Consider the following 26,105-nt stretch of genomic DNA (forward strand, 5'->3'; position numbering starts at 1 on the left):
ACGACAAGAAGGCCCCCCGCTCGCGCGGGGGGCCTTCTTCGTCTGTGCGCCGCCAGGGACTCGAACCCCGGACCCGCTGATTAAGAGTCAGCTGCTCTAACCAACTGAGCTAGCGGCGCCTGCTGACGTCGTAGACCTTAGCATCCTGATCGGCGCGAGGAAAAATCGATACCCGCACGTCGGCGGCGGAGGCCGCGCGGACCGCCCGGACGCAGGCCCAGAGCATGACCTCGGGTCCCGGGAGCCAGGGGCTGCGCGTGTCGGGGGCGACGACCCAGCGGGGGCCGGCCGGGTCGAGCGGGGTGAGCGGCGGGATGGTGACCGCGTCCCCGACGCCGTGACACAGGGGGCGCGGGACGGCCTCCCCCCACTCCTCCCAGTCGAGCAGGGACGGCAGTCGCTGGGCGGTCCCCGGGGCGGCGAAGAGGAGCATCCGGCCGCGGTGGACGGCGACGGGGCCCGAGCCGGGGCCCTCCGCCCAGAGGCGTTCGAGCATCCGGCGCCCGAAGACCGTGTCCACGTTCACGACGTCGAAGACCGTGCCGCAGGGCAGCACCGCGGGGGCGGTGGGCCGGGCCTCCCACTGGGCGAGCGCCGAGCGCGGGTAGCCGGCGGCGGAGGCGAGCCAGCCGGCCCCGCAGGACGTGACGCGGGCGGTGTGGTGCCGTCCCTCGTCCCGGTCCCGCAGGAACCCGAAGACGTCGGACCGGTCGGTGCGGCGCTCGTCCGTGCCGTACGGGGCCGGGCTCAGGGGGGATTCGTCTCGCAGCCATGCGGTCATGCATCCAGATGTACCCGGAGTGACCGCTCCGTTCCCGAGGGTTGAAGAATCCCGGACAGGGCGGGGGTGAAGGGAGTATCTTTCGCCCCGGCATATGCCCGCTGTCATCGCCGCGGGCGTGCGCCGGGCGCGCCGCCGGGCGGTGGGGCACGCGGGTGGCGGCGAGTGGCGGCGAGCAGGTCCGGCTGGACGGACCTGGTGGGCGGACCCGCTGGACGGACCTGGTGGGCGACCGGCCCGGCGGACGGACCCGCTGGACGGGCCTGACGGGCCGGCCGGTGCGCGGGCCCCGTGCCCGGCTCAGTCCTCCGCGGGCCGCCCGCCCGCCCGGATCAGGTCCCGGCCGAACTCGATCATCTTCCGGGCGTAGTCCTCGGTCCACTCGGCCCGGGCGGCGACGTCGGCGGCCGTCAGCCGGTCGAACCGGCGCGGGTCGGCGAGCTGCGCCGCCGCGATCGCCTGGAACTCCACGGCCCGGTCCGTCGCCGCGCGGAAGGCCAGGGTCAGCTCGGTCGCCCGGGACAGCAGCTCCCTCGGGTCCTCCATCGACTCCAGGTCGAAGAAGTGCTCCGGGTCGGCGGTCGCCTCGGCAGGCTCGAAGATCAGCGGTGCGGGCCGTAGCCTCCGCTGGCCGTTGCGCTCCGCGGATTCCGCCATCGTTCGTCTCCTCCTCGCACGCACACGGCCCGGACACCCGGGCCGCTCTTCCATTGTGGCGCCTGCGCGCAAGAGGGCCTCGGGGACGGCCCGTGGACCGAGCCCGGATTCCGGCCCGGTCCCCGAGCCGGCTCTCAGGCGTCGAGTCCGCGGAGGAAGGCCGCGAGGCCGCCGAAGAACTCCCGCTCCGCGTCCACCTGCCGGGCGTGCCGGGCGGTGTCGGTCGTGTGGGGGAACTCCTCGGGCGGCAGTGCCGTTATGGCGGCCGTCCCCGCGCCGGACAGCGCCCCCAGGTGCTCGAGCTGGATCGCGCCGATGACGTACGCGAGGAGTCCGCGCAGGGCCACGACCCGCCGCTCGCCCGTGAGGCCGGCCTCGGCGAGGAGCGCGAGCACCGCCTCCGACCAGCGCAGGACGCCGGGCGAGCGGTGCCGGTGGGTGACCGTCAGCAGGACGACCCCGGGGTGGGCGCCGACCGTGTCGCGCAGCCGCCGCACCAGCACGGTGACCCGGTCCCGCCACGGCGTGTCCGGCGCGGGCGGGCTGGTGTCCACGGCCCCCAGGACCAGCTCGACGACGAGCCCCTCGAGCTCGTCGCGGTCCGCCACGTACCGGTAGAGCGCCATCGTGCTCGTCCCGAGCTCCTTGGCGACGGCGCGCATGGAGAGGCCGGCGAGCCCGTCGCGGTCGATGACGGCGAGGGCGGCGGAGGCCAGCTGGGCCTGGGTGAGCGAGCGGGGGCGCGGCATGGCTTGACAGCGTACGGCATACGCCTACGCTGTTGGTGTACGCCGTACTCCTACGCGAGAGGTGTCCCATGAACCTGCCCGGCAGGCTGCTGGAGCCCGGCTCCGCCGCCCCTGTCCGCGTGCTCGATCCCGTCCTCGGGCCCCGGCTGGCCGTCCCCGACCCGGAACGGCTGATCCACCTCCAGTTCCGGCGGTTCGCGGGCTGCCCCGTCTGCCACCTGCACCTGCGCTCGGTGGTCCGGCGGCACGAGGAGATCGAGGCCGCCGGGATCCGCGAGGTGGTGGTCTTCCACTCGCCGGAGGAGGAGCTGCTGCCGCACCTCGACGACCTGCCCTTCGCGGTCGTGGCCGATCCCGACAAGCGCCTGTACGCCGCCTTCGGCGTGGAGTCCTCGCCGCGGTCGCTGCTCGACCCGCGGGCGTGGTGGCCGGTGGCCCGCTCGGTGACCCTCGGCGTCGTGGCGCTGCTGCGCGGCCGGCAGAAGCCGCCGGTCGCTCGGCCGAACGGGGGACGGCTCGGTCTCCCCGCCGACTTCCTGATCACCGACGAGGGCCTCGTCGCGGCCGCGAAGTACGGCGAGCACGCCGACGACCAGTGGCCGGTCGACACGCTCCTCTCCCTCGCGGCCGCCGCCCCACGCCCGGCCGCCGCGACCCCCTGAGGACGCCCCGGGGCCGGACCCCCGGCGCGTCGGGCGGGTCAGGGGGTCCAGGTGACGCGGTGTTCGGACAGGTGGGAGAGCACCGCGTGGTTCGCCTCCCAGCCGTCCGGGAACTTCACCGTCACGCCCAGCTGCACCGGCTCCGTGGAGGGGTGCTCGTCGAGGAGGTCGGCCACGCCCTCGCGGCACACCACGATGCAGGCGTGGCGGTGGCGGGAGGCCAGGACGCAGAGCCGGCCCGTCTCCAGATGGAAGGCCGTGGCGTCGGGGCGGCCCGAGAGCGGGTGCAGGACGACCGTCACGTCGTACTCGCGGCCCTGCAGGCGGTTCGCCGTGTCCACGGTCACGCCCGCGACGCCCAGTTCCCCGAGCGCCGCCCGGACCGCCGCCGCCTGGTCGCGGTGGGCGGTGCCGACCGCGATCCGGTCCGCGGTGAGCGGTACGGGGTCGGGCCCCCGTTCCGAGACGGCGGCGCCGCCCCGGTCGAGCAGACGGCGCACCACGAGCGCGACCGCCCGCACCGCCTCCGGGTCCGTGCGCGGCGTGTGCCGGGCCGGCAGCTCCAGCAGCCCCCACCCCGACGCGGCCGCCTCGTCGAGGACCCGGTCCGGGCCCGAGCCGTCCGACGGCACGCCGAAGGAGAGCCGCCGGTCCCCGTGGTCCGTGCCGCTGCGGAACGGCGTGTACGGGTAGAAGGCGTCGGACACCAGCGGCGCCGCCGACGCCGGCAGCCGCCATGAGACGGGCAGCCGGTGCTGGGGCAGCTCCGGGTTGTGCGCGAGCAGCGTGGAGACCGCGCTGGCCGACGGGTCGTACGAGAGCCCCGCCCACTGGTCGGCGCCGACCACCGAGAACGGGTCCAGCTGACCCGGGTCGCCCACGAACAGCGCCCGCTCGAAGAGGCCCGCCACCGCGAGCAGCGCGTCCGAACGCATCTGGTACGCCTCGTCCACGATGGCGTGCGCCCACGGCTCGACGTTCTTCACGTGGGCCCACTTGGCGGCCGTCGAGATGACCACGTCCAGACCCGCGAGATCGCCCGCCTTCGCCGACTTGCGTACGTTGTCCAGGTCGTCGAGCGCCCGGTCGTAGGGGTCGCTGTCGTTGGAGTGCAGGCGGCCCACCGGCAGTTCCGGCTCCTTCTCCGCCAGTCGCAGCACGAGGTCGTCCACCTGCGCGTTCGTCTGCGCGACGACCATCAACGGACGTCCGGCCGCGGCCAGTTCGAGTGCGGCGCGCACCACCAGCGTCGATTTGCCGGCACCGGGCGGGGAGTCCACGACCACACCGCGGGCGTCCCCGTGCAGCGTGTCGGCGAGGATGTCCGCGGTCGCCCGGGTCGCCGCGGCCGACGGGTCGAAGGGCGCGGGGCTCACAGCAGGTCCTCCGTGGTGACGGTGTCGGGCGGTTCGGCGGCGTCGGACCGCGGCGGCCCGCCGTGCGTCCAGGGCGTCTCCTCCGGGTCCGGCAGCTTCGCCCCCACCCGCTGCTCGTGCTCGAACAGCGTCCAGGCGATCCGTTCGCCCTTCTGCGGCACCGAGCCCTCCGCGGGCTCCTTGGACCGTCCCATCCGGTCGGTGATCCGCAGGACCAGCGAGCCGTCGGCCTCGTACCGGACGAACTCCGCCGTCTGCGGCCTGCCTTCCAGCGAGCGGTAGACCTTCACCTTCGCGCCGCCCTCGGCCGGGGACGCGCCCGGTGCGCCCAGGTGCGGCCGGTCGTCCGTGCGGACCGTCAGCAGGGGCCGCGGCGACGGCCGCTTCGACTCGGACCAGGCCATCGTCACCTCCACCACCTCGGCGACGAACGCCTCACCCGACAGCCGCCGCCCGGCGAGCACCAGCGGATCGTCGAGGGCCTCCTGCGCCTCCAGCTGGCCCTGGGCCTGCTCGCGCGCCGCCAGCTTCCGGGCCGCCGTCACCGCGTCGTCCCGGCGCGGCTGGGGCGGCTCGCCGGCCGTCACCCGGTCGCGGTGCCCGGTGAAGGACCAGCGGTCGCGGGTCCAGCGGTCGGCCACCCGGGCGCCCTCCGGCAGCTCCCGCAGCAGGTCGAGGGCGCGCCACACCGCGTGCCACGTCGGCGCCAGCTGCGAGGCGATCAGCCGGCGGATCTCCCGCTCCGCGCCGTGCAGTTCGCCGAGCCGGTCGTCCGCCGTCTCACCGTCCTCGGCCGCGCCCAGGGCCTGCCGGGCGCGGTCGAAGCGCTCGACCGCGGGTGCCAGCAGCCGGTTGTCGAAGGCCGGGTCGGTCGCCGGACCCGCCGGCGGGCACACCAGCTGTCCGTCCCGGTCCCGGCCGAGTTCCGCCCGCAGCGCCGCCTGCGCGCCGGACTCGGACCCGTCCGTGTCGATCCACGCGAGCAGGGCGCCCAGGTGCTGGTCCTCCAGGGACGACTGACCGGTCGCCCAGTGCCGGTTGAGCAGGTCCGTCGCCGACAGCAGCAGGGACGAGCCGGGCACCCGGGCCCGCTCGCCGAAGTGCGTCAGCCAGCGGCCCAGCAGCGGCACCCGCGGCGGCGCGGGGAAGGGCGTCTCCGGGTCCTGCTCCACGGTGCGCCGGAAGCGCATGGACCGGCCGAGCAGCCGGACGTACTCGACGCCCGCGCGGCTCGGCACGATCAACTGGGGCGCGTCCGCGCACAGTTCCACCTCGACCTTGACCTTCTTGCCGGTCTCCGGGTCGGTCTCGTTGCGCTCGGCGGCCTCCACGCCGTCGGTGAACCCGTCGATGTACGGCAGGACCTCCTCGGCCAGGTCGGCGAGGAACGCGAACCGCAGGTCGCGGTCGCGCGGCTGGGCCACGACGAGGAGCCGCGGCTCCTCGCGGTCGGTGCCGACCAGCGCCCCGAGCGGTGCGCCCGCCTCGCCGGCGGTGGTCAGCGGGACGAGGACCAGCGGCCGCTCCGCCACGTGCCGGTGCCGGACGGTGGCGAGCGGCTGCGCCCGCCCCGACTCGACGGCCTCCAGCCGGGCGAGGGTGGAGATCAGCGACATGCCGGGCCCCCCGGGTCCTGTCCGGGCACACCGCACGCGGCCGCGGGCCGCGCCCCCGTGTCGGCCCGCAGGACGTGACGCCTCACCATCCGAGCGCCTCCTGTCCGGGGATCCGGGACGCGCCGGCCGCCGCCAGCGCCTCGCCGCGCAGGGCCTGCGCGCGGCGCAGGGCTCCGACGGTCGGGTCGTCCGCGTCGCCCGCCTCGCCGCGGGCCGCCGCCAGGACCTCGCCGATCGTGGTCAGACCGCCCAGTTCGCTGCGCGCCGACCGGCCGAGGGCCTCCACCGCGCCCGCGAGCCGGGCCCGCTCGCGACAGTGGAAGGCCAGCTCGCAGGCGGACAGGCACTCCGGCGCGTACGCGTGCGGGACCGACTCCACCGCGGCCCTCAGCTGTTCGGTCGAGCAGCCCTCCACGTCGAAGGTGACGCCCTCCGGCACCATCGCCGCGATCTCCTCGATCCGGGTCAGCCGGGCCAGTTGGCGCCGGGTGACCGACAACTGCTTGCGCACGTCCACGACCGAGGCGGTCGGCAGGTTGGAGAAGTCCTTGGGGCAGACGAGCAGCACCGAGTGGGCCACCTCCGCGCCCTCCGTCAGCGCCGCCACCCGCTCCAGCGCCAGCACGTACACCGCCGCCTGCCGGGCAGCCGCCCCCACCTTCGAGGCGTCCGCCGCGCCGTCGATCATCGGGAACGACTTGATCTCCACGACCGTCCACCGCCCGTCGGGGTGGACCACGACCGCGTCCGGCTCCAGGTAGGCGGCCGAGCCCGCCACCTCCAGGGCCAGCATCGGATGGTCGAGCAGGGCCCAGCCGCCGGCAGCGGTCGCCTCGCGCAGCGCCAGCGCCGTACGGGCCGCCCGCCCCTCGGGTCCGGCCGCCGCCAGGTCCGGTGCCCCGACCGCCCCCGGCTCGTCGATCCCGAGCAGTCGCAGCAGCTCGCGCCCGCCGTCGGCCTTGACCTTCGCCTCGAAGGCGTTCCCCCGCATGAAGGCGAACTGCGACTGACCGAAGGCCGCGGGCGAGCCGAGCTTCGACGCGAGCGCGGCCTTGTCGACCCCGGCGCCGTCGAGCAGCGCCCGCCGCTTGCAGCCCGGGTTGGCGGCCAGCGCCGCCAGCGCCCGCGCGTCCAGCGGGTGCGGCGCCGTCGCCGGCCCGCGCAGCTCAGCGAGCTTTCCCCACACTCGCGGCGTCGCCGGAGCTGGGGAGACCCCATGCGGTCGTGTCGTCTGCGGAGTCGGTGGAGCTCCGCTGCCCAGGGATGCGCTCACCCGCGGAAGTCTCGCATCCGCCACCGACAATCGGGGATGGTACGGGTGCCTCGCCGCCCGGGAGGGTGGTGCGGACCCGGTCCGCGAGCCGCAGCGCGGGTGCCGTCAGCAGCAGCCCGAGGCCCATCACGGCCGCCCCGGCGACCGCGTCGAGGAAGTAGTGGTTCGCCGTGCCCATCACCACGATCACGGTCAGCAGCGGGTAGGCGACACCGAGGGCCCTGAACAGCGGCGTGCGCCCGTGGCGCCACAGCATCACCCCGCACCACAGCGCCCAGCCGACGTGCAGGCTCGGCATCGCCGCGTACTGGTTAGTCATCCCGCCCATCCCGCGCGGGGCGCTGGCCTCGGCGCCCCACCAGCCGTACGCGCTGAACTGCGCCATGGTGTCGACGAATCCGTGGCCCGCGTCGAGCAGCCGCGGCGGGCAGGTCGGCAGGAGCGTGAAGCCGACCAGGCCGAGGAGGGTGGACAGCATCAGCCAGGTCCGGGCGGCCCGGTAGCGGCCGGGGCGGCGGCGGAAGAGCCAGACCAGGACGGCCGGGGTGACGAGGTAGTGCAGGGAGGCGTACGCGAAGTCGGCGGGTATCCCGAGGGCCGGGGTGCTCGTGAAGAGGCGGTTGAGGGGGTGCTCGGCGTTCAGGTGGAGCGCCTGCTCCAGCCGCAGGATCGCCAGACCGTGCTCGACGGCACCGCCCGTGTCCCCGCGGGCGAGCAGCCGGCCGCCCGAGTACGCGGCGTACACCACGGCGATCAGCGACAACTCGGCCCACCAGCGCGGCCGGCGCGCGGCTCTCTCGGTCATACGTGTGTTCCCCCTCGGCTCGGCCTAGGGGACGCCGTGCGGAGGCGGGAGGTTGCCCGGACGTCGACGCCGGTTCACGTGCGGGATGATGGAGGGGCACCTGCCACGTGACCCCCAGGAGAGCCTTCATGGCACCGCGCATCCTGCTCGCCCGGCACGGCCAGACCGAATGGTCGCTGAGTGGCCGCCACACCGGCAGGACCGACATCCCGCTGCTCGACGAGGGCCGACGCGGCGCGAAGCTCCTCGGGGAGCGCCTGCACCGGGCGCCGTGGAACGGCCTGCCGGACCTGGAGATCCGCACCAGCCCGCTGCTGCGCGCGCGGGAGACCTGCGACCTCGCGGGCTTCGGCGAGCGGGCCCGGGACTGGGACACCCTGATGGAGTGGGACTACGGGGCCTACGAGGGCCTCACCCCGGACGAGATCCAGGAGCGCCGGCCGGGCTGGCTGCTCTGGCGCGACGCGGTGCCGGAGGGCGAGAGCCTGGAGCAGGTCACGGCCCGGGCGGACGAGGTGGTGGACTGGGCGCGGTCGGCCGACCGGGACGTGCTGGTCTTCGCCCACGGCCACATCCTGCGCTCCATCGGGGCGCGCTGGCTCGGTGAGCCCGTCTCCTTCGGCTCGCGGATCCGCCTCGACCCGACGAGCCTGTCGGTGCTCGGCTGGGCGTACGGAGAGCCGGCGATCGAACGCTGGAACGACACGGGCCACATGGAGTAGGCGGGCCGGCCGCGACGGCCGGTCCCTCCCCGGGACCGGTCCGGCCGGCTCCGGTCATCCGGCTCGCGGGCCAACCGGTCGCCGTCCCGCCCCGGGTCAGAGCGTCCGCGCCCCGTGGCCCGCCAGCACCCGCCGGGTGTCCGCCAGCATCGCGCGGATGCGCGAGGACTGGACGTCGCCCAGCGCGTCCACCACCCGCCGCGCCTCCGCCGCCGCCTCGTCGTGCCGGCCCGCGTGGGCCAGGTCGCCCGCGAGCTGGGCCCGGTACAGGGCGAGGTTGCGCGCGAAATGCGGGTTCTGCAGGACCGTCGCGCGATGGGCGTGGCGGGCCGCGCGGCCCCGGTCGCCCAGCGCCGACCAGCACTGCGCCTCCAGCGCCTCCAGCTCGGGCTCGCCGAAGAAGGACATCCACTCCGGATCGCCGTCGGAGGAGCCCTTCGCGAAGTGGGCGTGCGCCCGGCCCAGCGCCTGCTCGCAGGCGGTCCGGTCGCCGAGACCCGCCCAGGCCCCCGCCTCCCGCAGGGAGAGCAGCGACAGCAGCCGCGCCGAGGACAGGGGCCGGGCGGCCCGCAGTCCCGCCTGGGCCGCCCGGACCGCCTCCCGGTACCGTCCCGCGTCCCTGGCCAGGAACGACGTGTTGCAGAAGGCGTGCGCCTCCAGGGCGGGGTCGCCGGCCACGCGCGCGGTGGCGAGCGCCTCGGCGTAGTGCGAGCGGGCGTCGTCGAAGCGACCCGAGTCGTGGGCCAGCCAGCCGACCGACAGGGAGAGCTCCCCGGCGCCCGCGTGCAGCCGGTCCTCGGTCGAGCGGCGGGCCGCCGTGCCCTTGTCGAGCAGGGCGTAGGCCGCCCGCAGCGGCTGGGCGGCCGACTGGTAGAGCCCGTCGGCGCCGTGCCGGTCGTCGAGCACGCGGATCTGCCGTACGGCGTCCTCGACGGCCTTCACCTCGGCCTCGCCGATCCGGTGCGCTCCGCGGGGGGCCGGGATCGCGGCGGCCGGTCCGCCGAGTCCCAGCGACGCGACCGCCACCGTGGCGGTACCGCTCGTCATGAATGCGCGACGCAGCACGTCGCTCTCCTCATCGTTCCGGGTCGTGATGGCGGGCGCCGTGGCCGGGCGCCGTCCGCGTACCGCCTCCCGTGCCGAGAAGCCCAGGTCCGCCAGGCTCAGGCCGGGGAACATGTGCAGGAACACCCGCTCGTACGCGTAGTTCGGGCAGCGGATCTCGCCCGCCTCCACCCGCCCGATGTAGCGGGCGTCGCAGGCGACCTGCTCGCCGATCTCCCGCGCGGCCCTGCGGACCGCCGCGGCGAACTCCGCCGGCGAGTGCTGTCCGCGGAGCCGGCGGAAGGCGAGATTGGGAACTGCCCGTGACAACGCCATGGCCGAGCCCTCTCCTGTGCAGCCGGTGTTCCGGCGGGGCAAGAACGTACCTGCTGTGACCGCCCGCACACGCAGAGTTTGGCTACAAATCGGATATCTCGCTCGCGATCTGCCATGAACTGCCATCCTTTGCGGCGGCGTGCCGCCGTAGCTGTTGACGCCCCCGGGCGTTGAACCATGCGGAGAGACGGAACGTGTCTCCTCAGGAGCGAGGAGGGGTCCCCTTGTTGGAGATCGGATCGCAGTCGACCGCGCGCCACGCGCCCACCCCGGACGCGAGCGCCTCGCACGGCGAGCCCTGTGACCTGGTGACCGTGCCGGCCCGTCAGGGCCTGGAGGCCGTCGACATCCTGCGCCGCGGCGGGGCCCCGGTGGTCGGCCCGGTCCTGCACGACGGAGCCTGCGACACCCTCGGCTTCCTGGTGCCGCCCGGCACGGCCGAGGGCTGGGACATGCCCGGCAGCGCCTGTACGCAGACCTCCGGGCGAGGTCTGCGCATCCCCGAACTCCCAGAGCTGCCCGATCCGGCGGCGGGTGGCGCGCCGCGGCCCGCGGGCTGGCTGCTGCCCCCCGAGGGCGCCGGTCAGGTCACCGACCCGGAGGTGCTGCGCGAGGCCCTCGGCCAGGCGGCCCGTCTGATCGAAGCGGCGGACGGCTGCCGCTGAGGGAGTCTCGCCGCGGCTCCCGGAGCCGTGCCCGGTCCCGCGGCGGGCTCGTCGGGCGGCGTACCGGCGCACGGGCCGATAATGGGGCTCGTGGCAAGAAACAAGCAGCGTGAACGGGCGGCGGGCGCCGTCGCCGTCGCCGTCGTCGAGACCGTCGACGGCGGACTCGCGGAGCTCATACCCGACCGGGAGCGCCCCCGCGGCTGGACGCTGCTGATCGACGGTGCCCCGCAGTCGCACGTCGACCTCGACGACCCGGCCCACCTCTCCTTCGAGTACCAGCGCCGGCTCGGCCACATCGCCGATCTCGCCGCCCCGCCGAACCGGCCGGTCCAGGCCGTGCACCTCGGCGGCGGAGCCTTCACCCTCGCCCGGTACGTGGCCGCCACCCGGCCCCGCTCCACCCAGCAGATCGTGGAGCTCGACGGCTCCCTGGTCCAGCTCGTACGCCGGGAACTCCCCCTCGACGCGGGCGCCCGGATCCGCGTCCGCTCCACCGACGCGCGCGCCGGGCTCGCCAAGGTGCAGGACGGCTGGGCGGACCTGATCATCGCCGACGTGTTCAGCGGAGCCCGCACGCCCGCGCACCTGACCAGCACGGAGTTCCTCACCGAGGTTCGCCGGGTGCTCCGGTCGGGCGGCTTCTACGCGGCCAACCTGGCCGACGGGCCGCCGCTGACCCACCTGCGCGGCCAGATCGCCACCGCCGCCACCGTCTTCCCCGAACTGGCGCTGGTCGCCGACCCGACCGTGCTGCGGGGCCGCCGCTTCGGCAACGCCGTCCTGCTCGCCTCCGACCGGGAGCTGCCGGTCGCGGAGCTGACCCGCCGCGTGGCGACCGACCCGCACGCCGGGAGGGTCGAACACGGCCGTGCGCTCGCCGACTTCACCGGGGGAGCGACGCCGGTGACCGACGCCAGCGCCAAGCCCTCGCCCGTGCCGCCGGCGTCCGTCTTCCGCTGAGGCCCGTGAGGCCCGTGAGGCCCGTGAGGCCCGTGAGGCGCGCGGGGCCCGCGAGGGTCAGCGTTCGTCGATCTCGACGCGCGGCGCGGTGTCGTGCCAGACGCAGAAGACGGACAGTTCGCGGCCGTCCCGGGTGAACGTCACCCGGATCCAGGTCGGCTGCTTCCAGACCTGCATCTGCCAGCCCGAGGCCGGGGTCGCCGACACCAGTTCCGCCGAGGTCGCGCCGATGTCGAAGACGACCCGGCCGCCGTCGACGGCGTAGCTCTTCACGTCGCCCGCGCCGCTGCCGCCGCCGTCCGGACCCGGGCCGTTCGACGACGCGGGTGCGCTCGGCCGGCGCGAGGGGGCCGCGGACGGCGAGGACGACGGGGTGCCGCTCCCGCCCGGCGAGGCCGTCGCCGTGGGGGTACCGGGCCGCCCGGTCGCGGAGGCGAGCGGCTCGCCGCCCCCGGTGTCCGGATCCTCGGAGTGACCGACGGGAATGGGCAGGGCGCGCGGCGGGTCGTAGACCGTGCCCGCCAGCACCGTGTGCACACCCCACCAGGAGAGGGTGACCGCCGCGCCCGTGGCGAGCGACCACGCCATGGCGTGAACAAGTCCTCTTCGCATCCGGGCCATAGTGCACCACCGCGTGCGCCGGCGTCCCGGAGGGTGGACCTTCCCTCGGCTTCCCCCGTATGGCGTACGGTGCGGCCCATGGCAAGTGTGCTCGTGGTCGAGGACGACCAGTTCGTGCGCTCCGCCCTCATCCGGCATCTGACCGAGGCCTCCCACACCGTACGGAGCGTCGGCACGGCCCTGGAGGCGTTGCGCGAGGTCGCCCATTTCCGTTTCGACGTGGTCATCCTGGACCTCGGACTCCCCGACCTGGACGGGGCCGAGGCGCTCAAGATGCTGCGCGGCATCACCGACGTCCCCGTGATCATCGCGACCGCGCGGGACGACGAGACGGAGATCGTCCGGCTCCTCAACGACGGGGCCGACGACTACCTCGTCAAGCCCTTCTCCGTGGAGCACCTCTCCGCGCGGATGGCCGCCGTGCTGCGCCGCTCGCGGGCGTCCGCGGGCGAGGCGCCGCCGTCGCGGGTGATCCAGGTCGGCGGTCTCTCGATCGATCCACTGCGGCGGCAGGCGGAACTCGACGGGACCACCCTGGACCTGACCCGGCGGGAGTTCGACCTGCTGGCCTTCCTCGCGGGACGGCCGGGCGTCGTCGTGCCGCGCAAGGAACTGCTCGCCGAGGTCTGGCAGCAGTCCTACGGGGACGACCAGACCATCGACGTGCATCTGTCCTGGCTGCGGCGGAAACTGGGTGAGACGGCGGCCCGTCCGCGCTATCTGCACACCCTGCGCGGGGTGGGCGTGAAGCTGGAGCCGCCGCGGGGGAACGCGCCGTGAGATGGGCCCTCGTCAAGGTGTCGCTCGCCGTCACCGCCATGGTCGTCGTCGCCTTCGCCGTCCCGCTCGGCCTCGTCGTCAAGGAGATGGCCCGCGACCGGGCGTTCTCCAACGCCGAGCGGCGCGCCGCCGGCCTCGCGCCCGTCCTCGCGATCACCACCGAACGCGAGGAACTGGACCGGGCCGTCGCCACCACCGAGGACGGCGCCGCCGGGCGGATGGCCGTCCATGTCCCCGCCGCCGACGAACCGGGCGGCAAGGCGCTGGAGATCGGCACCCGGCGCGCCGCCGAGGACGATCTGCGGATCACCCGCGAACTGGGTCGCGCCACCATCACCGAGGTGCCGGGCGGCTCCGTGCTGCTCCAGCCGACCGCGCTCGGCTCCGGCCAGGTCGCGATCGTCGAACTCTTCGTCCCCGAGGGCGAGGTCAGCAACGGCGTCGCCACCGCCTGGCTGGTGCTGGCCGGTGTCGGCATCGCCCTGATCGTCGGATCCGTCGCGGTCGCCGACCGGCTCGGCGTCCGGATGGTCCAGCCCGCCCAGCGCCTCGCGGGCGCCGCCCACGACCTGGGCGAGGGCCGGCTCGGCGCCCGGGTCCCCGAGGAGGGGCCGCCCGAGCTCAAGTCCGCGGCGATCGCCTTCAACTCCATGGCCGACCAGGTCGTCCAGCTCCTCGCCAACGAGCGGGAGCTGGCCGCCGACCTCTCCCACCGGCTGCGGACCCCGCTCACCGTGCTCCGGCTCAACGCCGCCTCGCTCGGCTCCGGTCCGGCCGCCGAGCAGACCCGCCACGCCGTCGAGCAGCTGGAGCGCGAGGTCGACACCATCATCCGTACCGCGCGCGAGGCCAAGCCCCAGACCCAGGCCACCGGTCCGGGCGCCGGTTGCGACGCCTCCGAGGTCGTCCGCGAGCGGATGGACTTCTGGTCCGCGCTCGCCGAGGACGAGGGCCGCAAGGTGCGGGTCGCGGGCGTCGACCGCCCGGTCCGGATCCCCGTCGCCCGCCCCGAACTGGTCGCCGCCCTCGACGCGCTGCTCGGCAACGTCTTCCGCCACACCCCCGAGGGCACCGCCTTCTCCGTCGACGTGCACAACGGCGACGACGCCGTCATCGTGCTCGTCTCCGACGCCGGCTCCGGCATCGCCGACCCGGCCGCCGCGCTGACCCGCGGCAACAACGGCCACCGGGACGGCTCCACCGGCCTCGGCCTGGACATCGTGCGCCGGATGGCCGAGTCCACCGGCGGCGACGTCCGCATCGGTCACTCGGTGCTCGGCGGCACCGAGGTCCGCATCTGGATCGGGCTCGACGGACGCGGAACCGGTGACCACGGCGGACGGCGCGGCCACCGCACGGCGCGCCGCAGACGAGGCAGCGGCACGGGCAGCCGGCGGGCCGACGCCTCCTGAGCCGCGACCCCGCCGCGGGCCCGAACCTTTCGTCCCCCCGATGCCTCCCTTAAGCGGAGCCTAAGAATCCCAACCACCGGGCCTGCAGGCGGATTTGTCCGTCTCCGGCTCGCTAGCGTGCTGCCGCACCCCACCCCCGCACACAGAGGCAGGCACGCGATGGGCACCAGCTCGCACCGGCGCAGGACGACCGGCAGGACCAAGGCCGTCGGAGCCGTCGTCGCCGCCGCGGTGATCGGCGGCGCGGTCTTCGCGCTCACCGGCACCGCCCAGGCGGCGTCCGTCGGCGCCGCCTACACCAAGACCAGCTCCTGGGAGGGCGGTTACACCGGCCAGTACGTCGTCACCAACGAGACCTCCGCGGTGCAGAAGGACTGGACCCTGGAGTTCGACCTGCCCGCCGGGACGAGGATCGGCTCGCTGTGGAACGGCGACCACACCGTCTCCGGGCAGCACGTCACGGTCCGGCCCGCGAGCTGGAACAAGGAGCTGGCCCCCGGCCAGTCCGTCACCGTCGGCTTCGTGACCTCGGCGAGCGGCCAGGCCGGCGACCCGACGCACTGCCTGATCAACAAGTCCGCCTGCTCCGCGGGCGGCGCCACCCCGACCCCGAGCGGCCGCCCCACCGGGCAGCCCACGGCCACCGTCGCCCCCACCGCCTCCGCGACGCCCAGCGCTCCCGCCACCCCGACCCCGACCCGGACGGCCACCGCGAGCCCCACCCCGACGGCGACCGCGACCGGTGCCCCGGGCACCGCCGCGAAGTACGCGCCGTACGTGGACACCTCGCTCTACCCGGCCTACGACCTGCTCGCCACCGCCGACGCCACCGGTGTGAAGGAGTTCAACCTCGCCTTCATCACCTCCGGCGGCTCCTGCGCGCCCCTTTGGGGCGGCGTCACCGACCTCGCGAGCGACCGGGTCGCCTCCCAGATCGGCGCCCTGCGCGCCAAGGGCGGTGACGTCCGGGTCTCCTTCGGCGGCGCCGCGGGCCACGAGCTGGCCCTGAACTGCTCCGGCTCCGCCGACCTCGCCGCGGCGTACGGCAAGGTCGTCGACCAGTACAAGCTCACCAAGGTCGACTTCGACATCGAGGGCGCGGCCCTGCCGGACACCGCCGCCAACACCCGCCGCGCCCAGGCGATCGCCCAGCTCCAGAAGACCCACCCCGGTCTGAACGTCTCCTTCACCCTGCCGGTCATGCCCGAGGGCCTGACCCAGCCGGGCGTGGACCTGCTCGCCGACGCGAAGAGGAACGGTGTCCGGATCGACGCCGTCAACATCATGGCGATGGACTACGGGCCCGCCTACAGCGGCGACATGGGCCAGTACGCGATCCAGGCCGCGACCGCCACCCAGGCGCAGATCAAGGGTGTCCTCGGGCTGTCCGACGCGGCAGCCTGGAAGGCCGTCGCCGTCACCCCGATGATCGGCGTCAACGACGTCACGACCGAGGTCTTCAAGGTCGACGACGCCACCCAGCTGGTCGACTTCGCCAAGTCCAAGGGGATCGGCTGGCTGTCCATGTGGTCCTCGACCCGCGACAAGCAGTGCGCGGCCGGCGCCGTGAACCACGCCGACGCCACCTGCTCCTCGATCCTGCAGCAGCCGCTGGCGTTCACCAAGGCGTTCGGCGCCTACCGGTAGCCACCACCCTCCCCCCACACCGCGCGCTCCGGCCGGACCACCCCACCCCCGGCCGGAGCGCGCCTCCGTGTCCCGAAGGCCCCCTCCGGACCCGTCAGCCCTTCACCGCGCCGCGCATGATCCCGCCCACGATGTGCCGTCCGAAGAGGACGAACACGACCAGCAGCGGCAGCGTCCCCAGGAGGGCGCCCGCCATGATCACCGCCTGGTCCGGGACGTAGCCCCGCCCGAGACCGGCCAGGGCCACCTGCACCGTCGGACTGCCGCTCTGCGTCAGGGCGATGACCGGCCAGAAGAAGTCGTTCCAGGCCGCCACGAAGGTCAGCATGCCGAGCACGGCCATCGCCGGACGGGCCGCCGGGAACACCACGTGCCAGACCGTCCGCAGCGCCCCCGCCCCGTCCACCCGGGCGGCCTCGACCAGTTCCGGGGGAAGGGCCTCGACCAGGTGCTGGCGCATGAAGAAGACTCCGAAGGCGGAGGCCAGCGCGGGCAGGATCACCGCCTGGAGGCGGTCCGTCCACGACAGCTCGGCGATCAGCATGTACAGCGGCACGGCGCCCAGTTGGGGCGGCACCGCCATCGTGCCGATCACGACCAGCAGCAGTCCGGTGCGGAACCTGAACCGCAGCCTGGCGAAGGCGAAGCCCGCCAGGGTGGAGAACAGCACCGTCCCCGCCGTCACCGTTCCCGCCACGACCGTCGTGTTCAGCAACGCCGTGCCCAGGTTGGCGTCGGTCCAGGCGATCGACAGGTTGTGCCCCAGGTTCCCGCCGAAGCGGAAGGGCGGCGGGGTCCGCGCGAGCCGGGTGGAGTCCGTCGAGGCGGCGACCGCCGTCCACACGAGCGGGAAGAGGGACCCGATCGTGACGGCCGCGAGCAGGGCGTACGTGAGCGGTCCGGCCCGCCGCGCGGTCACGAGGCGTCACCGCGCCAGGGGCCGTACCGGCGCACCGCCCCCGCCACCGCCCCGACCAGCAGCAGGATCAGGAGCATGGCCCAGGCGATCGCCGAGGCCCGTCCGAGATGCAGGTTCACCCAGCCCTGCTCGTACAGGTACAGCCCCAGCGTCTGGAACTGGTGGTCCGCCCCGCCGGTCGCCCCCGCCCCGCCGCTGAACAGCAGCGGCTCGCCGAAGAGCTGGGTCGCCCCGATCGTCGACACCACGACCGTGAACAGCAGCGTCGGCCGCAGTCCGGGCAACGTGACGTGGACGAACCGCCGTAGACGCGAGGCCCCGTCCAGCGCCGCCGACTCGTACAGCTCCCGCGGGATCGCCTGCATCGCCGCCAGGTAGATCAGCGCGTTGAAGCCCGTCCAGCGCCACACCACGATCGCCGACACCGCGCACCGGGACGACCAGGTTCCGTTCTGCCAGTCGACGGGCGGCACCCCGGCCAGCCCCAGGGCCCAGTTGACCATTCCGTAGTCCCGTCCGAAGAGGAGCACGAACACGAGGGTCGCGGCGGCCACCGACGTCGCGTACGGGGTGAGGGCAGCGACCCGGAAGAAGGCCCGGCCGCGCAGCCGCCGGTCGAGGAGTTCCGCGATCCCGAGCGCGAGCAGCAGCTGCGGGACGGTCGACATGACACCGAGGAGGACGGTGTTCTTCAGCGCGTTCCAGAAGAACTCGTCCCGCACGAGCCGGGAGTAGTTCCGCAGCCCCACCCACTCCATCTCGGTGGGCGCCGTCAACTCCACCCGGTGCAGCGAGGCCCAGCCGGTGTAGAGCAGCGGGAAGAGCCCGAAGGCCGCGAAGAACAGGAAGAAGGGGGCCACGAAGGCGTACGGGCTCCAGCTGCCGTCCCGGCGGCCCCGCCGGGCCGCGTGGGCGGCCCGCCCGGGGCTCTTCCGTGCCGGGGCGCCGGTCCCGTCCGCTGTCATCCGGGTCACCGGTCCAGGGCGTTGTCGATCGTCCTCACCGCCGCGTCCCACGCGGCCTGCGGGGACTTCCCCCGCTGGTCGACCTGGAGCATGCCGACGTCCGCCAGGTTCTGCGCGATGAGGCCGTCCTTCGGACCGAGGACGGTCACCGGGACGCCCCGGGCGGCCCGGGAGAAGATGGCGCCGATCGGGGCGTCGCCGAAGTACGGGAGTCGTGCCCGTGCGACGGCCGGCAGCGGGTAGGCGGCCGAGGCGCTGGGGAAGTTGCCGCGGCGCCGGAAGAGCGTCACCTGCTGCGCGGGGGCGGTCAGCCAGGCGGCGAGCCGGGCCGCCTCGGCCGGATGCCGGCCTGCCGACGGCACGACGAGGAAGGAGCCGCCCCAGTTGCCCGGCCGGGGCGCCTGGGCCACGTCCCACCGTCCGCGGCCGGCCGGCCCCGCCTTGTCCCGGATGTAGCCGAGCATCCAGGCGGGGCAGGAGACGGTGGCGAAGGCGCCGTTGGCGAACGCCTGGTCCCAGGCCGGGGTGAACTGCTGGAGCCGGGCGGTCAGGCCCTCGGTGGCGGAGGCGGCGGCGATGTCCCAGGCCTCGCGTACGGCGGGGCTGGTGTCGTAGACGACCTCGCCCCGCTCGTCGTAGAACCGGATGGTGCTGCCGCCGGTGATGGCGTTCATCACACCGGACGCCGAGTCCACGAAGGCGACGCCGGGGGGAGCGCTTTCCCGGAACCGGCGGCCGGTCTCCAGGAACCTCCGCCAGTCCCCGGCCCACAGCCGGCCGACGGCGGTGCGTTCGGTGGGCAGTCCGGCCCGGGCGAAGTGGTCCTTGCGGTAGCAGACGGCCTGCGGGCCGATGTCCGTGCCGAGGCCGAGCGTCCGGCCGTCCGGGGCGGTGCCCTGGGCCCACTTCCAGGGCAGGAACGCGCCGCGGTCCACGCCGGGCGCGGTGCCGAGGTCTTCGAGCCGGTCCCCCTGCGTGGCGGTGATCTCGGCGATGTTGTCGACCTCGACGGCCTGGATGTCCGCGAGGCCGGATCCGGAGCCGAGGTGGGTGAGGAGCTGCGGGTAGTAGTTGGCGTTGCGCTCGATCGAGGTCTGCCGGATGACGACGTCGGGATGCTCCCGGGTGTACGCGTCGTAGAGGCCGGCCTCCTGGAACCCGAAGGCGCCGAAGACCCCGACGGTCAGGACGGTCCGGCCGGCGGCCTCGTCGGGGTCCTCGGCGCAGCCGGCGAGCAGTGCCGCGCACAGGACGACGGCCAGGGCGGCGGCGATGCGGGTCCTGCGCAGGGCGGCCTCCTCGTGCGCGGCCTGGTGACCGACGCCACGTTAGGCGCCGGGCCGCCACCCGCGACGGGGGCGCCGCGTGTCTCACCCGAAGGGACCCGGAAACGACCGAGGCCCCGGTTCTCGCGAACCGGGGCCTCGACCTTCAGGGTGAGTAACGGGACTCGAACCCGCGACATCCTGGACCACAACCAGGTGCTCTACCAGCTGAGCTATACCCACCATGACCGGCGGTTTTCCCGAAGGTTTCCCCGACCGGCCGAGAAGAAGTCTACAGGGTCCCGACGGGTGCTCGCGCCCGCATTACGGCGAGCGCGAGCGGCGGCTCATTCCGCGGGCAGGACGTGCCGTGCCGCGATCTGCTTCGCCGTGTCGGAGTCGGGACCGGGCTGCGGGACGAAGATCGCCTCGCGGTAGTAGCGCAGCTCGGCGATGGACTCGCGGATGTCGGCGAGCGCGCGGTGGTTGCCGTTCTTCTCCGGACTGTTGAAGTACGCCCTCGGGTACCAGCGGCGGGCCAGCTCCTTGACCGAGGAGACATCGACGATCCGGTAGTGGAGGTACTCCTCCAGTGCGGACATGTCGCGCGCGAGGAAGCCGCGGTCGGTGCCGACCGAGTTCCCGCACAGGGGAGCCTTGCGGGGCTCCTTCACGTGCTCGCGTACGTACGCCAGGACCTGGGCCTCGGCGTCGGCGAGGGTGGTGCCCTCGGCGAGCGCGTCGAGCAGGCCCGAGTTCGTGTGCATCTGCCGCACGATCTCCGGCATGGTCTCCAGGGCGGCGTCCGGCGGACGGATCACGATGTCCACGCCTTCGCCGAGCACGTTCAGTTCCGAGTCGGTGACCAGCGCGGCCACCTCGATGAGTGCGTCGTCCGTCAGCGAGAGCCCGGTCATCTCGCAGTCGATCCACACCATGCGATCGTTCATGCGTCCTACCTTAGGGGGTGGCCTGCGGATCGGACCCTGCTCGCGCCGCGGGACGCCCGCCGGCCGGACCCGGGCGCGCGTCACCCCGGACGCCGACGGGCGCCCGGGGTGGTGTCCCCGGGCGCCCGTCGTGGGACGCGCCGCTCGTGGTGCGCGCCCTACGAGGTGCGCTGGCCCGGCAGGGCCGGGCGGCCGGGGGCGTACAGGTCCGACTGCGGCTTGCCCGGCTCCGGGCCGCGCCGCATTCCCGGCGCCACCTGGGCGGGCACGACCGGGTCCAGGACCGCGGTCACCGTGTCGCCCTGCGGGCGCCGGGCCCGGTAGGCGGCCCGGTAGGCGGCCGGCGAGGAGCCGAGCTGCCTCCGGAAGTGGCCGCGGAGCGCCACCGGGGAGCGGAAGCCGCACCGGCCCGCGACCTCGTCGACCGAGTAGTCGGAGGTCTCCAGCAGCCGCTGCGCCTGGAGCACCCGCTGGGTGATCAGCCACTGGAGCGGGGCCGAGCCCGTCAGGGAGCGGAACCGGCGGTCGAAGGTCCGCCGTGACATGTACGCGCGGGCGGCGAGCGTCTCCACGTCGAACTGCTCGTGCAGGTGCTCCAGCGCCCAGGCGACGACCTCCGCGAGCGGGTCGGCGCCGATCTCCTCGGGTAAAGACCTGTCGAGGTAGCGCTCCTGACCGCCGGTGCGCCGCGGCGGGACGACCAGCCGGCGCGCCAGGGCGCCCGCGGCCTCCGTGCCGTGGTCGGTCCGCACGATGTGCAGACAGAGGTCGATTCCGGCCGCGGTGCCCGCCGACGTCAGCACGTCCCCGTCGTCGACGAAGAGCTCCCGCGGGTCCACGTGGACCGACGGGTAGCGCTTGGCCAGCGTCGGCGCGTACATCCAGTGCGTGGTCGCGGGCCGGCCGTCCAGGAGTCCGGCGGCGGCCAGGACGAACGCCCCGGTGCACAGCCCGACGATCCTGGCGCCCTCCTCGTGTGCCCGGCGCAGCGCGTCCAGCGCCTCCGGCGGCGGCGGCGAGGTGATCGACCGCCAGGCCGGTACGACGACGGTGCCGGCCCGGCTGATCGCGTCCAGGCCGTACGGCGCGGTGAGTTCCAGCCCGCCGGTGGTGCGCAGCGGTCCGTCTTCGCCGGCGCAGACGAGCAGCCGGTAGCGGGGCACGCCGGCGTCCTGCCGGTCGATGCCGAACACGGAGAGCGGGATGGAGCTCTCGAAGATGGGGCCGCCACTGAACAGCAGCACCGCGACGACTTCGCGCCGGCGCCGCCCGGACAGTTTCCGTGCGGCCTCCGGTGCGGTGGAGTCCTGGCTCATGACGCTAAGCCCCCCTCGGTGTTCGCGTCTCCCTGGTCCTGTCGCTCCTGCACGTTTCCCCTCGGTTTTGCACGAGACCCCAGTCTTCGATACCCATGATCGAATCTACTGTGTCCGGCGCCGCCGGAGTGACAAGTTCTCCAACCGGCACATTGTCGACATGGCAACTTGGCGCGAAGCATTCGATCACGAAGCGTTCCACTCGCGCGTCGTGCGGGGAAGCGGGTGGCCTGCGACTGGCCCGTCCCCATGGGGCGTGTGCGCCTGCCGCAAGGCTTTCGTGCCTGGTGGTGCCGGGGTTGGGGGGACATTCCGCCAAGGACTCGCCGGGGTCGGGAAGTTGGCCGAAAACATACGGGTGCGTCTGTGCGAGCTTGTCAGCTCCAGGGGGAGGTCGTCAGTCTTGCCGGTCGTTCGGCCGACGGTTCCGCCGTGATCCCGTGCCGCCGCCGGAGCGCCGGCCGCCCGCGCCGGCCGCCTCGGCGCGCAGCCCCCGCTCCGAGCGCCGCAGCAGCAGCCGGCAGGCCGCCGTCACCGCTGCGAGGCCCAGGGCGGCGCCGGCCGCCCCGCCCAGCGAGGTGCCGTAGACGACGAGGACCACCGGAACGAGGACGCAGCAGAAGGCCGCCCACCTGACGACCTCCCCGGCCGATTCCGCGGCCGCGCCGCCCCCGCCCCCGGCGCCGCCCGTCCGTCCCGCCGGTCCGGGCGAGCGCGCCGGGTCCACGGGCCCGGCCGGCCCCGCGGGCGCAGGTCCCGTCCGGCGGCGGCTCCCGCGCCGGCCCGAGGAGGCGGGTCGGGCGGCGGACTGGTGGACGGTGGCCGAAGGTGCGTGCACGGGCGGGCTCCCTGCTGCGGTGGCTGGACCGGCGGGCCGGTGACTGGACCTGTGGCAACGAGGAACGGAACGTTCCGGTCACTGTCGGCGGCGTCCGTTCGGCCCCGTACGGGGACACCTGTAGGACACATCCGGCATTGCCATATCGGGACGGGCTCGTGCATGCTCCCTGCAACGCCGTGTGACGGCCGGGTGTGGCACGGCCACCCCTGGGCAGGAGGAGAGTGTCGCCGTACCCTTGGGGGTATGGGGTTGGGAAGATGATTCCCGGACACAGCTCCGCCGCCAACCGTTGTTCCGCACGTCGTACTTTCCCGTTCCTTCCCACGAGGACCTTCTTCGCCGAGACACCGATGGCCGGTCACGAAATCCCCGAACCCGCGGACCGCAAGCGCGTCGCCGACTCCACGGTCGACCCCCTCGCGGTGGAACAGCCACGCCACCCCTGTGATCCCGCCTTCCGGCACGGGGTGGTGGTCGGCTTCGACGGCTCCACCTCCAGTGAGAGAGCCCTCGCCTACGCCATCGGCATGGCCCGGCGCTCCGGATCCGGCCTGATCATCGTGCACGTGGCCAACCGGCTGCCGACCACCGTCTGGGCCGGCTGCGAGCCCCCGGTCTTCGTCGACGTGCCCGACCACCGCACCGAGGTGCTCGGCCTGGAGCTCGCCTGTGCCGACTACCTCGCCGAGGTGCCCTGGATCCTCGTCGAGCGGGGCGGCGACATCTGCCACGAGCTGGAGGAGGTCGGCCGGGAGTACTCGGCCGACGCGATCGTGGTCGGCTCCACGCACGGCATCGTCGGGCGGATCTTCGGCTCGGTGGCCGGCCGGCTCGCGAAGCGCGCCCAGCGGCCCGTGGTCGTCATCCCGTAGCTCCACAGCTCCGCAGCTCCGTGGCTTCACGGCCTTGTGGCTCCCTGGCTCCGAACTCCCTCTCCGCCGGACCGGCTTCGACCCGTCATCGGCCGACGATCTGTCAACTCCCGCTGTTCGGCCATAAATCTGGCCATCCTCAGGTGAATTGTGCGCTTGTGAAGGGTAGATAAGGCTCACCGGAACAAAGCAGCCCAAGCAGCACAACTGCGTACCTGAAGGGAGCCCGCCGTGGACAACGAAGTCGCCGCGGGAAACACCACCTCCACGCTCGGCCATCTCGCCCTCGGACTGACCCTGCTGGCCTTCGGCATCGGCAGCACGGGCGTGATCGACAACGTCGCGGCATCGGATGCCGCCGGCCTCGCCACCTGGGTCGGCGGGGTGGCGCTGTTCCTCGTCGGTCTGCTCGCCCTGCGGGCGGGCAACGGCGGCGAGGGAACGGCCTATTCGGCGCTCGGCGCCTTCTGGTTCACGTGGGGCACCGGAGTGGGAGGCGACGCCGGCTCGTCCGAAGCGGCCGGGCTCTTCCTGCTGCTGTGGGCGCTCCTCGCGCTCACCCTGACCGTGGCGGCGTCCGGCAGCGGACTGCTCGGGCAGGGCGTGTACGGGCTGCTGTGCGTCGCGCTGCTGCTGCTCGGCACCGGCGCGCTCATGGACAACGGCGGGCTCGCCAAGGCCGGCGGCTGGGTCGCCGCGGTCGCCGGTCTCGCCGCCTGGTACGGCGCGACGGCCGCGGTCGCCCACTGGCCGACCTCGGTGGGACGGCGTGCCGCGGGCCGGGGAGTGACGGCCACCGGCTGACGCGGCTCCGAAGGGCCCGGCGCCGCCGGGCGGTCCATCCGGCCTCGGGGTCGGCTCGGGTGGCCCGCGGGCGGACCGGGCCCGCGAAAGAAGCGGTCCCCGCGCACGGGTGGCGTGCGCGGGGACCGCTTCGTGTCCGGTCGGGCGTCCGGGGACAGGCCGGGCGCCCGACCGTGGCCGAGACTCCGGGGGACAGGCCCGGAGACCGCTACTCGACCGTGACGGACTTGGCCAGGTTGCGCGGCTTGTCGATGTCGCGGCCCATGGCGAGCGCCGTGTGGTAGGCGAGGAGCTGGAGCGGGATGCCCATGAGGATCGGGTCCAGCTCGTCCTCGTTCTTCGGGACGACGATGGTGTGGTCGGCCTTCTCCTGCGGCTGGTGCGCGACGGCGAGGATGCGGCCGCTGCGGGCCTTGATCTCCTCCAGGGCGGCGCGGTTCTTCTCCAGCAGGTCGTCGTCCGGGACGATCGCGACCGTCGGCAGGGCCGGCTCGATCAGCGCGAGCGGGCCGTGCTTCAGCTCGGAGGCCGGGTACGCCTCGGCGTGGATGTAGGAGATCTCCTTGAGCTTCAGGGAGGCCTCCAGCGCGACCGGGTAGCCGCGCACGCGCCCGATGAACATCATCGACTGGGCGCCCGCGTACTCCTGGGCGAGCTTCTTGATCTCGTCCTCGGACTCCAGGATCTCGCTGATCTGCGCGGGCAGCCGGCGCAGGCCCTCGATGATCCGCTTGCCGTCGGTCACCGACAGGTCGCGGATGCGGCCCAGGTGCAGGGCGAGCAGCGCGAAGGCGACGACGGTGTTGGTGAAGCACTTGGTGGAGACGACGCAGACCTCGGGCCCGGCGTGCACGTACATGCCGCCGTCGGCCTCGCGGGCGATCGCCGAACCGACGACGTTGACCACGCCGAGGACGCGGGCGCCCTTGCGCTTGAGCTCCTGGACGGCGGCCAGCACGTCGTACGTCTCGCCCGACTGGGAGACGGCGATGTACAGGGTGTCGGGGTCCACGACCGGGTTGCGGTAGCGGAACTCCGAGGCCGGCTCGGCGTCCGCGGGGATGCGGGCCATGGACTCGATCAGGCCGGCGCCGATGAGGCCGGCGTGGTACGAGGTGCCGCAGCCGAGGATCTTGATCCGGCGGATGCCGCGGGCCTCGCGCGCGTCCAGGTTGAGACCGCCCAGGTGGACGGTGGAGAAGCGGTCGTCGATCCGGCCGCGCAGCACGCGGTCGACCGCGTCGGGCTGCTCGGAGATCTCCTTGTGCATGTACGTGTCGTGGCCGCCCATGTCGTAGGAGGCGGCCTCCCACTCCACGGTCTCGGGCGTGGCGGTGGTGGACGCGCCGGAGGTCGTGTACGTGCGGAAGTCGTCGGCCTTGAGGGTGGCCATCTCGCCGTCGTCGAGGGTGACGACCTGGCGGGTGTGGGCGATCAGGGCGGCGACGTCGGAGGCGACGAACATCTCCTTCTCGCCGATGCCGAGGACGACCGGGGAGCCGTTGCGGGCCACCACGATGCGGTCGTTGAACTCGGCGTGCATGACGGCGATGCCGTACGTGCCCTCGATGACCTTGAGCGCCTCGCGGACCTTCTCCTCCAGCGTGGTGGCCTGGGAGCGCGCGATCAGGTGGGTGATGACCTCGGTGTCGGTCTCGGAGGCGAAGACGACGCCGTCGGCCTCCAGCTTGGCGCGCAGCTCGGCGGCGTTGTCCACGATGCCGTTGTGGACGACGGCGACCTTGTTCTCGGGGTCCAGGTGCGGGTGCGAGTTCACGTCGCTGGGGGCGCCGTGGGTGGCCCAGCGGGTGTGGGCGATGCCGGTGGTGCCGGTGAAGCGCTTGGGGACACGGGCCTCCAGGTCACGGACCCGGCCCTTGGCCTTCACCATCTTCAGGCCCGCGGCCTTGGGGCTGGTGATCACGATGCCCGCGGAGTCGTACCCCCGGTACTCCAGTCGCTGCAGGCCCTCCAGCAGCAGCGGGGCCACGTCACGCTTTCCGATGTAACCGACGATTCCGCACATAAAGTCTGAACCCCTCCAGGATTTGGGTATGTGCCCGG

At 74.0% G+C, this 26,105-nt stretch carries 25 protein-coding genes and 2 tRNA genes; 9 read left to right on the top strand and 18 right to left on the bottom strand.

The features are described from left to right. Positions 1-45: 45 nt before the first annotated feature. The 4 genes from ACE1OA_RS21890 to ACE1OA_RS21905 all read right to left on the bottom strand — a co-directional run bounded on the left by ACE1OA_RS21890 (position 46) and on the right by ACE1OA_RS21905 (position 2,187). Positions 46-119 (bottom strand) — tRNA-Lys (locus ACE1OA_RS21890). Continuing rightward, positions 110-781 carry a bifunctional DNA primase/polymerase gene (locus ACE1OA_RS21895; RefSeq protein WP_356599096.1) on the bottom strand — a complete coding sequence of 224 codons (672 nt, stop codon included), beginning with the start codon at positions 779-781 and terminating at the stop codon, positions 110-112. Before ACE1OA_RS21895 ends, ACE1OA_RS21890 begins: the two co-directional genes overlap by 10 nt. A 300-nt stretch (positions 782-1,081) precedes the next feature. Beyond that, positions 1,082-1,438, bottom strand: a complete 357-nt coding sequence (locus ACE1OA_RS21900; protein WP_356599094.1) for a hypothetical protein — start codon at positions 1,436-1,438, stop codon at positions 1,082-1,084. Between the two features lie 134 nt (positions 1,439-1,572). Beyond that, on the bottom strand, positions 1,573-2,187 hold the full coding sequence (locus tag ACE1OA_RS21905; protein WP_356599092.1) for a TetR/AcrR family transcriptional regulator C-terminal domain-containing protein: 615 nt from the start codon (positions 2,185-2,187) through the stop codon (positions 1,573-1,575). Positions 2,188-2,255: 68 nt separating this feature from the next. Between ACE1OA_RS21905 and ACE1OA_RS21910 the strand changes: the two genes are divergently transcribed. Further along, the gene (locus ACE1OA_RS21910) at positions 2,256-2,849 is read left to right on the top strand and encodes a peroxiredoxin-like family protein (protein WP_356599090.1); all 594 of its coding nucleotides are present in this window, start codon (positions 2,256-2,258) and stop codon (positions 2,847-2,849) included. 38 nt (positions 2,850-2,887) lie between these two features. On the opposite strand, the gene ACE1OA_RS21915 is transcribed toward ACE1OA_RS21910, so the two are convergent. The 4 genes from ACE1OA_RS21915 to ACE1OA_RS21930 form a co-directional block, all read right to left on the bottom strand. Then, a complete protein-coding gene (locus ACE1OA_RS21915; RefSeq protein ID WP_384866787.1) occupies positions 2,888-4,225 on the bottom strand; it encodes an AAA domain-containing protein in 1,338 nt (445 codons plus the stop codon). Beyond that, positions 4,222-5,841: a hypothetical protein gene (locus ACE1OA_RS21920; protein WP_432753252.1), complete on the bottom strand. Its 1,620-nt coding sequence runs from the start codon at positions 5,839-5,841 to the stop codon at positions 4,222-4,224. The genes ACE1OA_RS21915 and ACE1OA_RS21920 overlap by 4 nt, the downstream gene beginning before the upstream one ends. Before the next feature lie 82 nt (positions 5,842-5,923). Continuing rightward, positions 5,924-7,114: a hypothetical protein gene (locus tag ACE1OA_RS21925; RefSeq protein WP_432753253.1), complete on the bottom strand. Its 1,191-nt coding sequence runs from the start codon at positions 7,112-7,114 to the stop codon at positions 5,924-5,926. Further along, positions 7,008-7,919, bottom strand: a complete 912-nt coding sequence (locus ACE1OA_RS21930) for a phosphatase PAP2 family protein (protein WP_356599082.1) — start codon at positions 7,917-7,919, stop codon at positions 7,008-7,010. The genes ACE1OA_RS21925 and ACE1OA_RS21930 overlap by 107 nt, the downstream gene beginning before the upstream one ends. Before the next feature lie 128 nt (positions 7,920-8,047). On the opposite strand from ACE1OA_RS21930, the gene ACE1OA_RS21935 reads away from it, so the two are divergent. Beyond that, on the top strand, positions 8,048-8,641 hold the full coding sequence (locus ACE1OA_RS21935; RefSeq protein ID WP_356599080.1) for a histidine phosphatase family protein: 594 nt from the start codon (positions 8,048-8,050) through the stop codon (positions 8,639-8,641). A 96-nt stretch (positions 8,642-8,737) separates the two neighbouring features. Here the strand turns inward: ACE1OA_RS21935 and ACE1OA_RS21940 are convergent, their stop codons facing one another. Next, entirely contained in the window at positions 8,738-10,021 is a 1,284-nt protein-coding gene (locus ACE1OA_RS21940) for a tetratricopeptide repeat protein (protein ID WP_432753254.1), read from the bottom strand. Positions 10,022-10,245: 224 nt separating this feature from the next. Between ACE1OA_RS21940 and ACE1OA_RS21945 the strand changes: the two genes are divergently transcribed. Then, a complete protein-coding gene (locus ACE1OA_RS21945; RefSeq protein ID WP_386540453.1) occupies positions 10,246-10,686 on the top strand; it encodes a hypothetical protein in 441 nt (146 codons plus the stop codon). Between the two features lie 81 nt (positions 10,687-10,767). Continuing rightward, complete coding sequence (locus tag ACE1OA_RS21950; RefSeq protein WP_432753255.1) at positions 10,768-11,649, top strand: spermidine synthase; 882 nt, start codon at positions 10,768-10,770, stop codon at positions 11,647-11,649. Positions 11,650-11,706: 57 nt separating this feature from the next. On the opposite strand, the gene ACE1OA_RS21955 is transcribed toward ACE1OA_RS21950, so the two are convergent. Then, positions 11,707-12,270, bottom strand: coding sequence for a hypothetical protein (locus ACE1OA_RS21955; RefSeq protein WP_432753256.1), 564 nt, complete (start codon positions 12,268-12,270; stop codon positions 11,707-11,709). Positions 12,271-12,348: 78 nt separating this feature from the next. On the opposite strand from ACE1OA_RS21955, the gene ACE1OA_RS21960 reads away from it, so the two are divergent. From ACE1OA_RS21960 to ACE1OA_RS21970, 3 genes are all read left to right on the top strand, one after another. After that, positions 12,349-13,050, top strand: a complete 702-nt coding sequence (locus tag ACE1OA_RS21960; RefSeq protein WP_432753257.1) for a response regulator transcription factor — start codon at positions 12,349-12,351, stop codon at positions 13,048-13,050. After that, on the top strand, positions 13,047-14,462 hold the full coding sequence (locus ACE1OA_RS21965) for a HAMP domain-containing sensor histidine kinase (RefSeq protein WP_356599070.1): 1,416 nt from the start codon (positions 13,047-13,049) through the stop codon (positions 14,460-14,462). Before ACE1OA_RS21960 ends, ACE1OA_RS21965 begins: the two co-directional genes overlap by 4 nt. 159 nt (positions 14,463-14,621) lie before the next feature. Then, positions 14,622-16,109, top strand: coding sequence for a cellulose binding domain-containing protein (locus tag ACE1OA_RS21970; protein WP_386540456.1), 1,488 nt, complete (start codon positions 14,622-14,624; stop codon positions 16,107-16,109). A 94-nt stretch (positions 16,110-16,203) separates the two neighbouring features. Here the strand turns inward: ACE1OA_RS21970 and ACE1OA_RS21975 are convergent, their stop codons facing one another. The 7 genes from ACE1OA_RS21975 to ACE1OA_RS22005 all read right to left on the bottom strand — a co-directional run bounded on the left by ACE1OA_RS21975 (position 16,204) and on the right by ACE1OA_RS22005 (position 22,362). Then, positions 16,204-17,028, bottom strand: a complete 825-nt coding sequence (locus tag ACE1OA_RS21975) for a carbohydrate ABC transporter permease (RefSeq protein WP_384866774.1) — start codon at positions 17,026-17,028, stop codon at positions 16,204-16,206. Next, a complete protein-coding gene (locus ACE1OA_RS21980) occupies positions 17,025-17,993 on the bottom strand; it encodes a carbohydrate ABC transporter permease (protein WP_384866773.1) in 969 nt (322 codons plus the stop codon). Before ACE1OA_RS21980 ends, ACE1OA_RS21975 begins: the two co-directional genes overlap by 4 nt. A 5-nt stretch (positions 17,994-17,998) precedes the next feature. Beyond that, entirely contained in the window at positions 17,999-19,282 is a 1,284-nt protein-coding gene (locus tag ACE1OA_RS21985; protein ID WP_384866940.1) for an ABC transporter substrate-binding protein, read from the bottom strand. A 146-nt stretch (positions 19,283-19,428) separates the two neighbouring features. Continuing rightward, a tRNA-His gene (locus ACE1OA_RS21990) sits at positions 19,429-19,501 on the bottom strand. Positions 19,502-19,605: 104 nt separating this feature from the next. Beyond that, positions 19,606-20,208 carry an oligoribonuclease gene (gene orn / locus ACE1OA_RS21995; protein WP_147978110.1) on the bottom strand — a complete coding sequence of 201 codons (603 nt, stop codon included), beginning with the start codon at positions 20,206-20,208 and terminating at the stop codon, positions 19,606-19,608. 158 nt (positions 20,209-20,366) lie between these two features. Continuing rightward, entirely contained in the window at positions 20,367-21,524 is a 1,158-nt protein-coding gene (locus tag ACE1OA_RS22000; RefSeq protein WP_356599060.1) for a helix-turn-helix domain-containing protein, read from the bottom strand. Positions 21,525-21,921: 397 nt separating this feature from the next. Continuing rightward, positions 21,922-22,362, bottom strand: a complete 441-nt coding sequence (locus tag ACE1OA_RS22005; protein WP_356775920.1) for a hypothetical protein — start codon at positions 22,360-22,362, stop codon at positions 21,922-21,924. A 353-nt stretch (positions 22,363-22,715) separates the two neighbouring features. On the opposite strand from ACE1OA_RS22005, the gene ACE1OA_RS22010 reads away from it, so the two are divergent. Both ACE1OA_RS22010 and ACE1OA_RS22015 read left to right on the top strand, forming a co-directional pair. Continuing rightward, positions 22,716-23,237, top strand: a complete 522-nt coding sequence (locus ACE1OA_RS22010) for a universal stress protein (RefSeq protein ID WP_147978108.1) — start codon at positions 22,716-22,718, stop codon at positions 23,235-23,237. A gap of 231 nt (positions 23,238-23,468) precedes the next feature. After that, complete coding sequence (locus ACE1OA_RS22015) at positions 23,469-24,041, top strand: GPR1/FUN34/YaaH family transporter (protein ID WP_384866768.1); 573 nt, start codon at positions 23,469-23,471, stop codon at positions 24,039-24,041. Positions 24,042-24,249: 208 nt separating this feature from the next. Here ACE1OA_RS22015 and glmS read toward each other — a convergent pair whose 3' ends face one another. After that, complete coding sequence (gene glmS, locus ACE1OA_RS22020; protein ID WP_147978106.1) at positions 24,250-26,067, bottom strand: glutamine--fructose-6-phosphate transaminase (isomerizing); 1,818 nt, start codon at positions 26,065-26,067, stop codon at positions 24,250-24,252. Positions 26,068-26,105: the final 38 nt, after the last annotated feature.

This window comes from Streptomyces sp. JL2001, from assembly GCF_050917515.1.
Taxonomy (GTDB): Bacteria; Actinomycetota; Actinomycetes; order Streptomycetales; family Streptomycetaceae; genus Streptomyces.

Bases quoted from the DNA above. Each gene is read 5' to 3' on its own strand.
- ACE1OA_RS21895 (WP_356599096.1), bottom strand. From the start codon at position 781: ATGACCGCATGGCTGCGAGACGAATCCCCCCTGAGCCCGGCCCCGTAC.
- ACE1OA_RS21900 (WP_356599094.1), bottom strand. From the start codon at position 1,438: ATGGCGGAATCCGCGGAGCGCAACGGCCAGCGGAGGCTACGGCCCGCA.
- ACE1OA_RS21905 (WP_356599092.1), bottom strand. From the start codon at position 2,187: ATGCCGCGCCCCCGCTCGCTCACCCAGGCCCAGCTGGCCTCCGCCGCC.
- ACE1OA_RS21910 (WP_356599090.1), top strand. From the start codon at position 2,256: ATGAACCTGCCCGGCAGGCTGCTGGAGCCCGGCTCCGCCGCCCCTGTC.
- ACE1OA_RS21920 (WP_432753252.1), bottom strand. From the start codon at position 5,841: ATGTCGCTGATCTCCACCCTCGCCCGGCTGGAGGCCGTCGAGTCGGGG.
- ACE1OA_RS21930 (WP_356599082.1), bottom strand. From the start codon at position 7,919: ATGACCGAGAGAGCCGCGCGCCGGCCGCGCTGGTGGGCCGAGTTGTCG.
- ACE1OA_RS21935 (WP_356599080.1), top strand. From the start codon at position 8,048: ATGGCACCGCGCATCCTGCTCGCCCGGCACGGCCAGACCGAATGGTCG.
- ACE1OA_RS21940 (WP_432753254.1), bottom strand. From the start codon at position 10,021: ATGGCGTTGTCACGGGCAGTTCCCAATCTCGCCTTCCGCCGGCTCCGC.
- ACE1OA_RS21950 (WP_432753255.1), top strand. From the start codon at position 10,768: ATGGGGCTCGTGGCAAGAAACAAGCAGCGTGAACGGGCGGCGGGCGCC.
- ACE1OA_RS21955 (WP_432753256.1), bottom strand. From the start codon at position 12,270: ATGGCCCGGATGCGAAGAGGACTTGTTCACGCCATGGCGTGGTCGCTC.
- ACE1OA_RS21960 (WP_432753257.1), top strand. From the start codon at position 12,349: ATGGCAAGTGTGCTCGTGGTCGAGGACGACCAGTTCGTGCGCTCCGCC.
- ACE1OA_RS21970 (WP_386540456.1), top strand. From the start codon at position 14,622: ATGGGCACCAGCTCGCACCGGCGCAGGACGACCGGCAGGACCAAGGCC.
- ACE1OA_RS21980 (WP_384866773.1), bottom strand. From the start codon at position 17,993: ATGACAGCGGACGGGACCGGCGCCCCGGCACGGAAGAGCCCCGGGCGG.
- orn (WP_147978110.1), bottom strand. From the start codon at position 20,208: ATGAACGATCGCATGGTGTGGATCGACTGCGAGATGACCGGGCTCTCG.
- ACE1OA_RS22000 (WP_356599060.1), bottom strand. From the start codon at position 21,524: ATGAGCCAGGACTCCACCGCACCGGAGGCCGCACGGAAACTGTCCGGG.
- ACE1OA_RS22010 (WP_147978108.1), top strand. From the start codon at position 22,716: ATGGCCGGTCACGAAATCCCCGAACCCGCGGACCGCAAGCGCGTCGCC.
- glmS (WP_147978106.1), bottom strand. From the start codon at position 26,067: ATGTGCGGAATCGTCGGTTACATCGGAAAGCGTGACGTGGCCCCGCTG.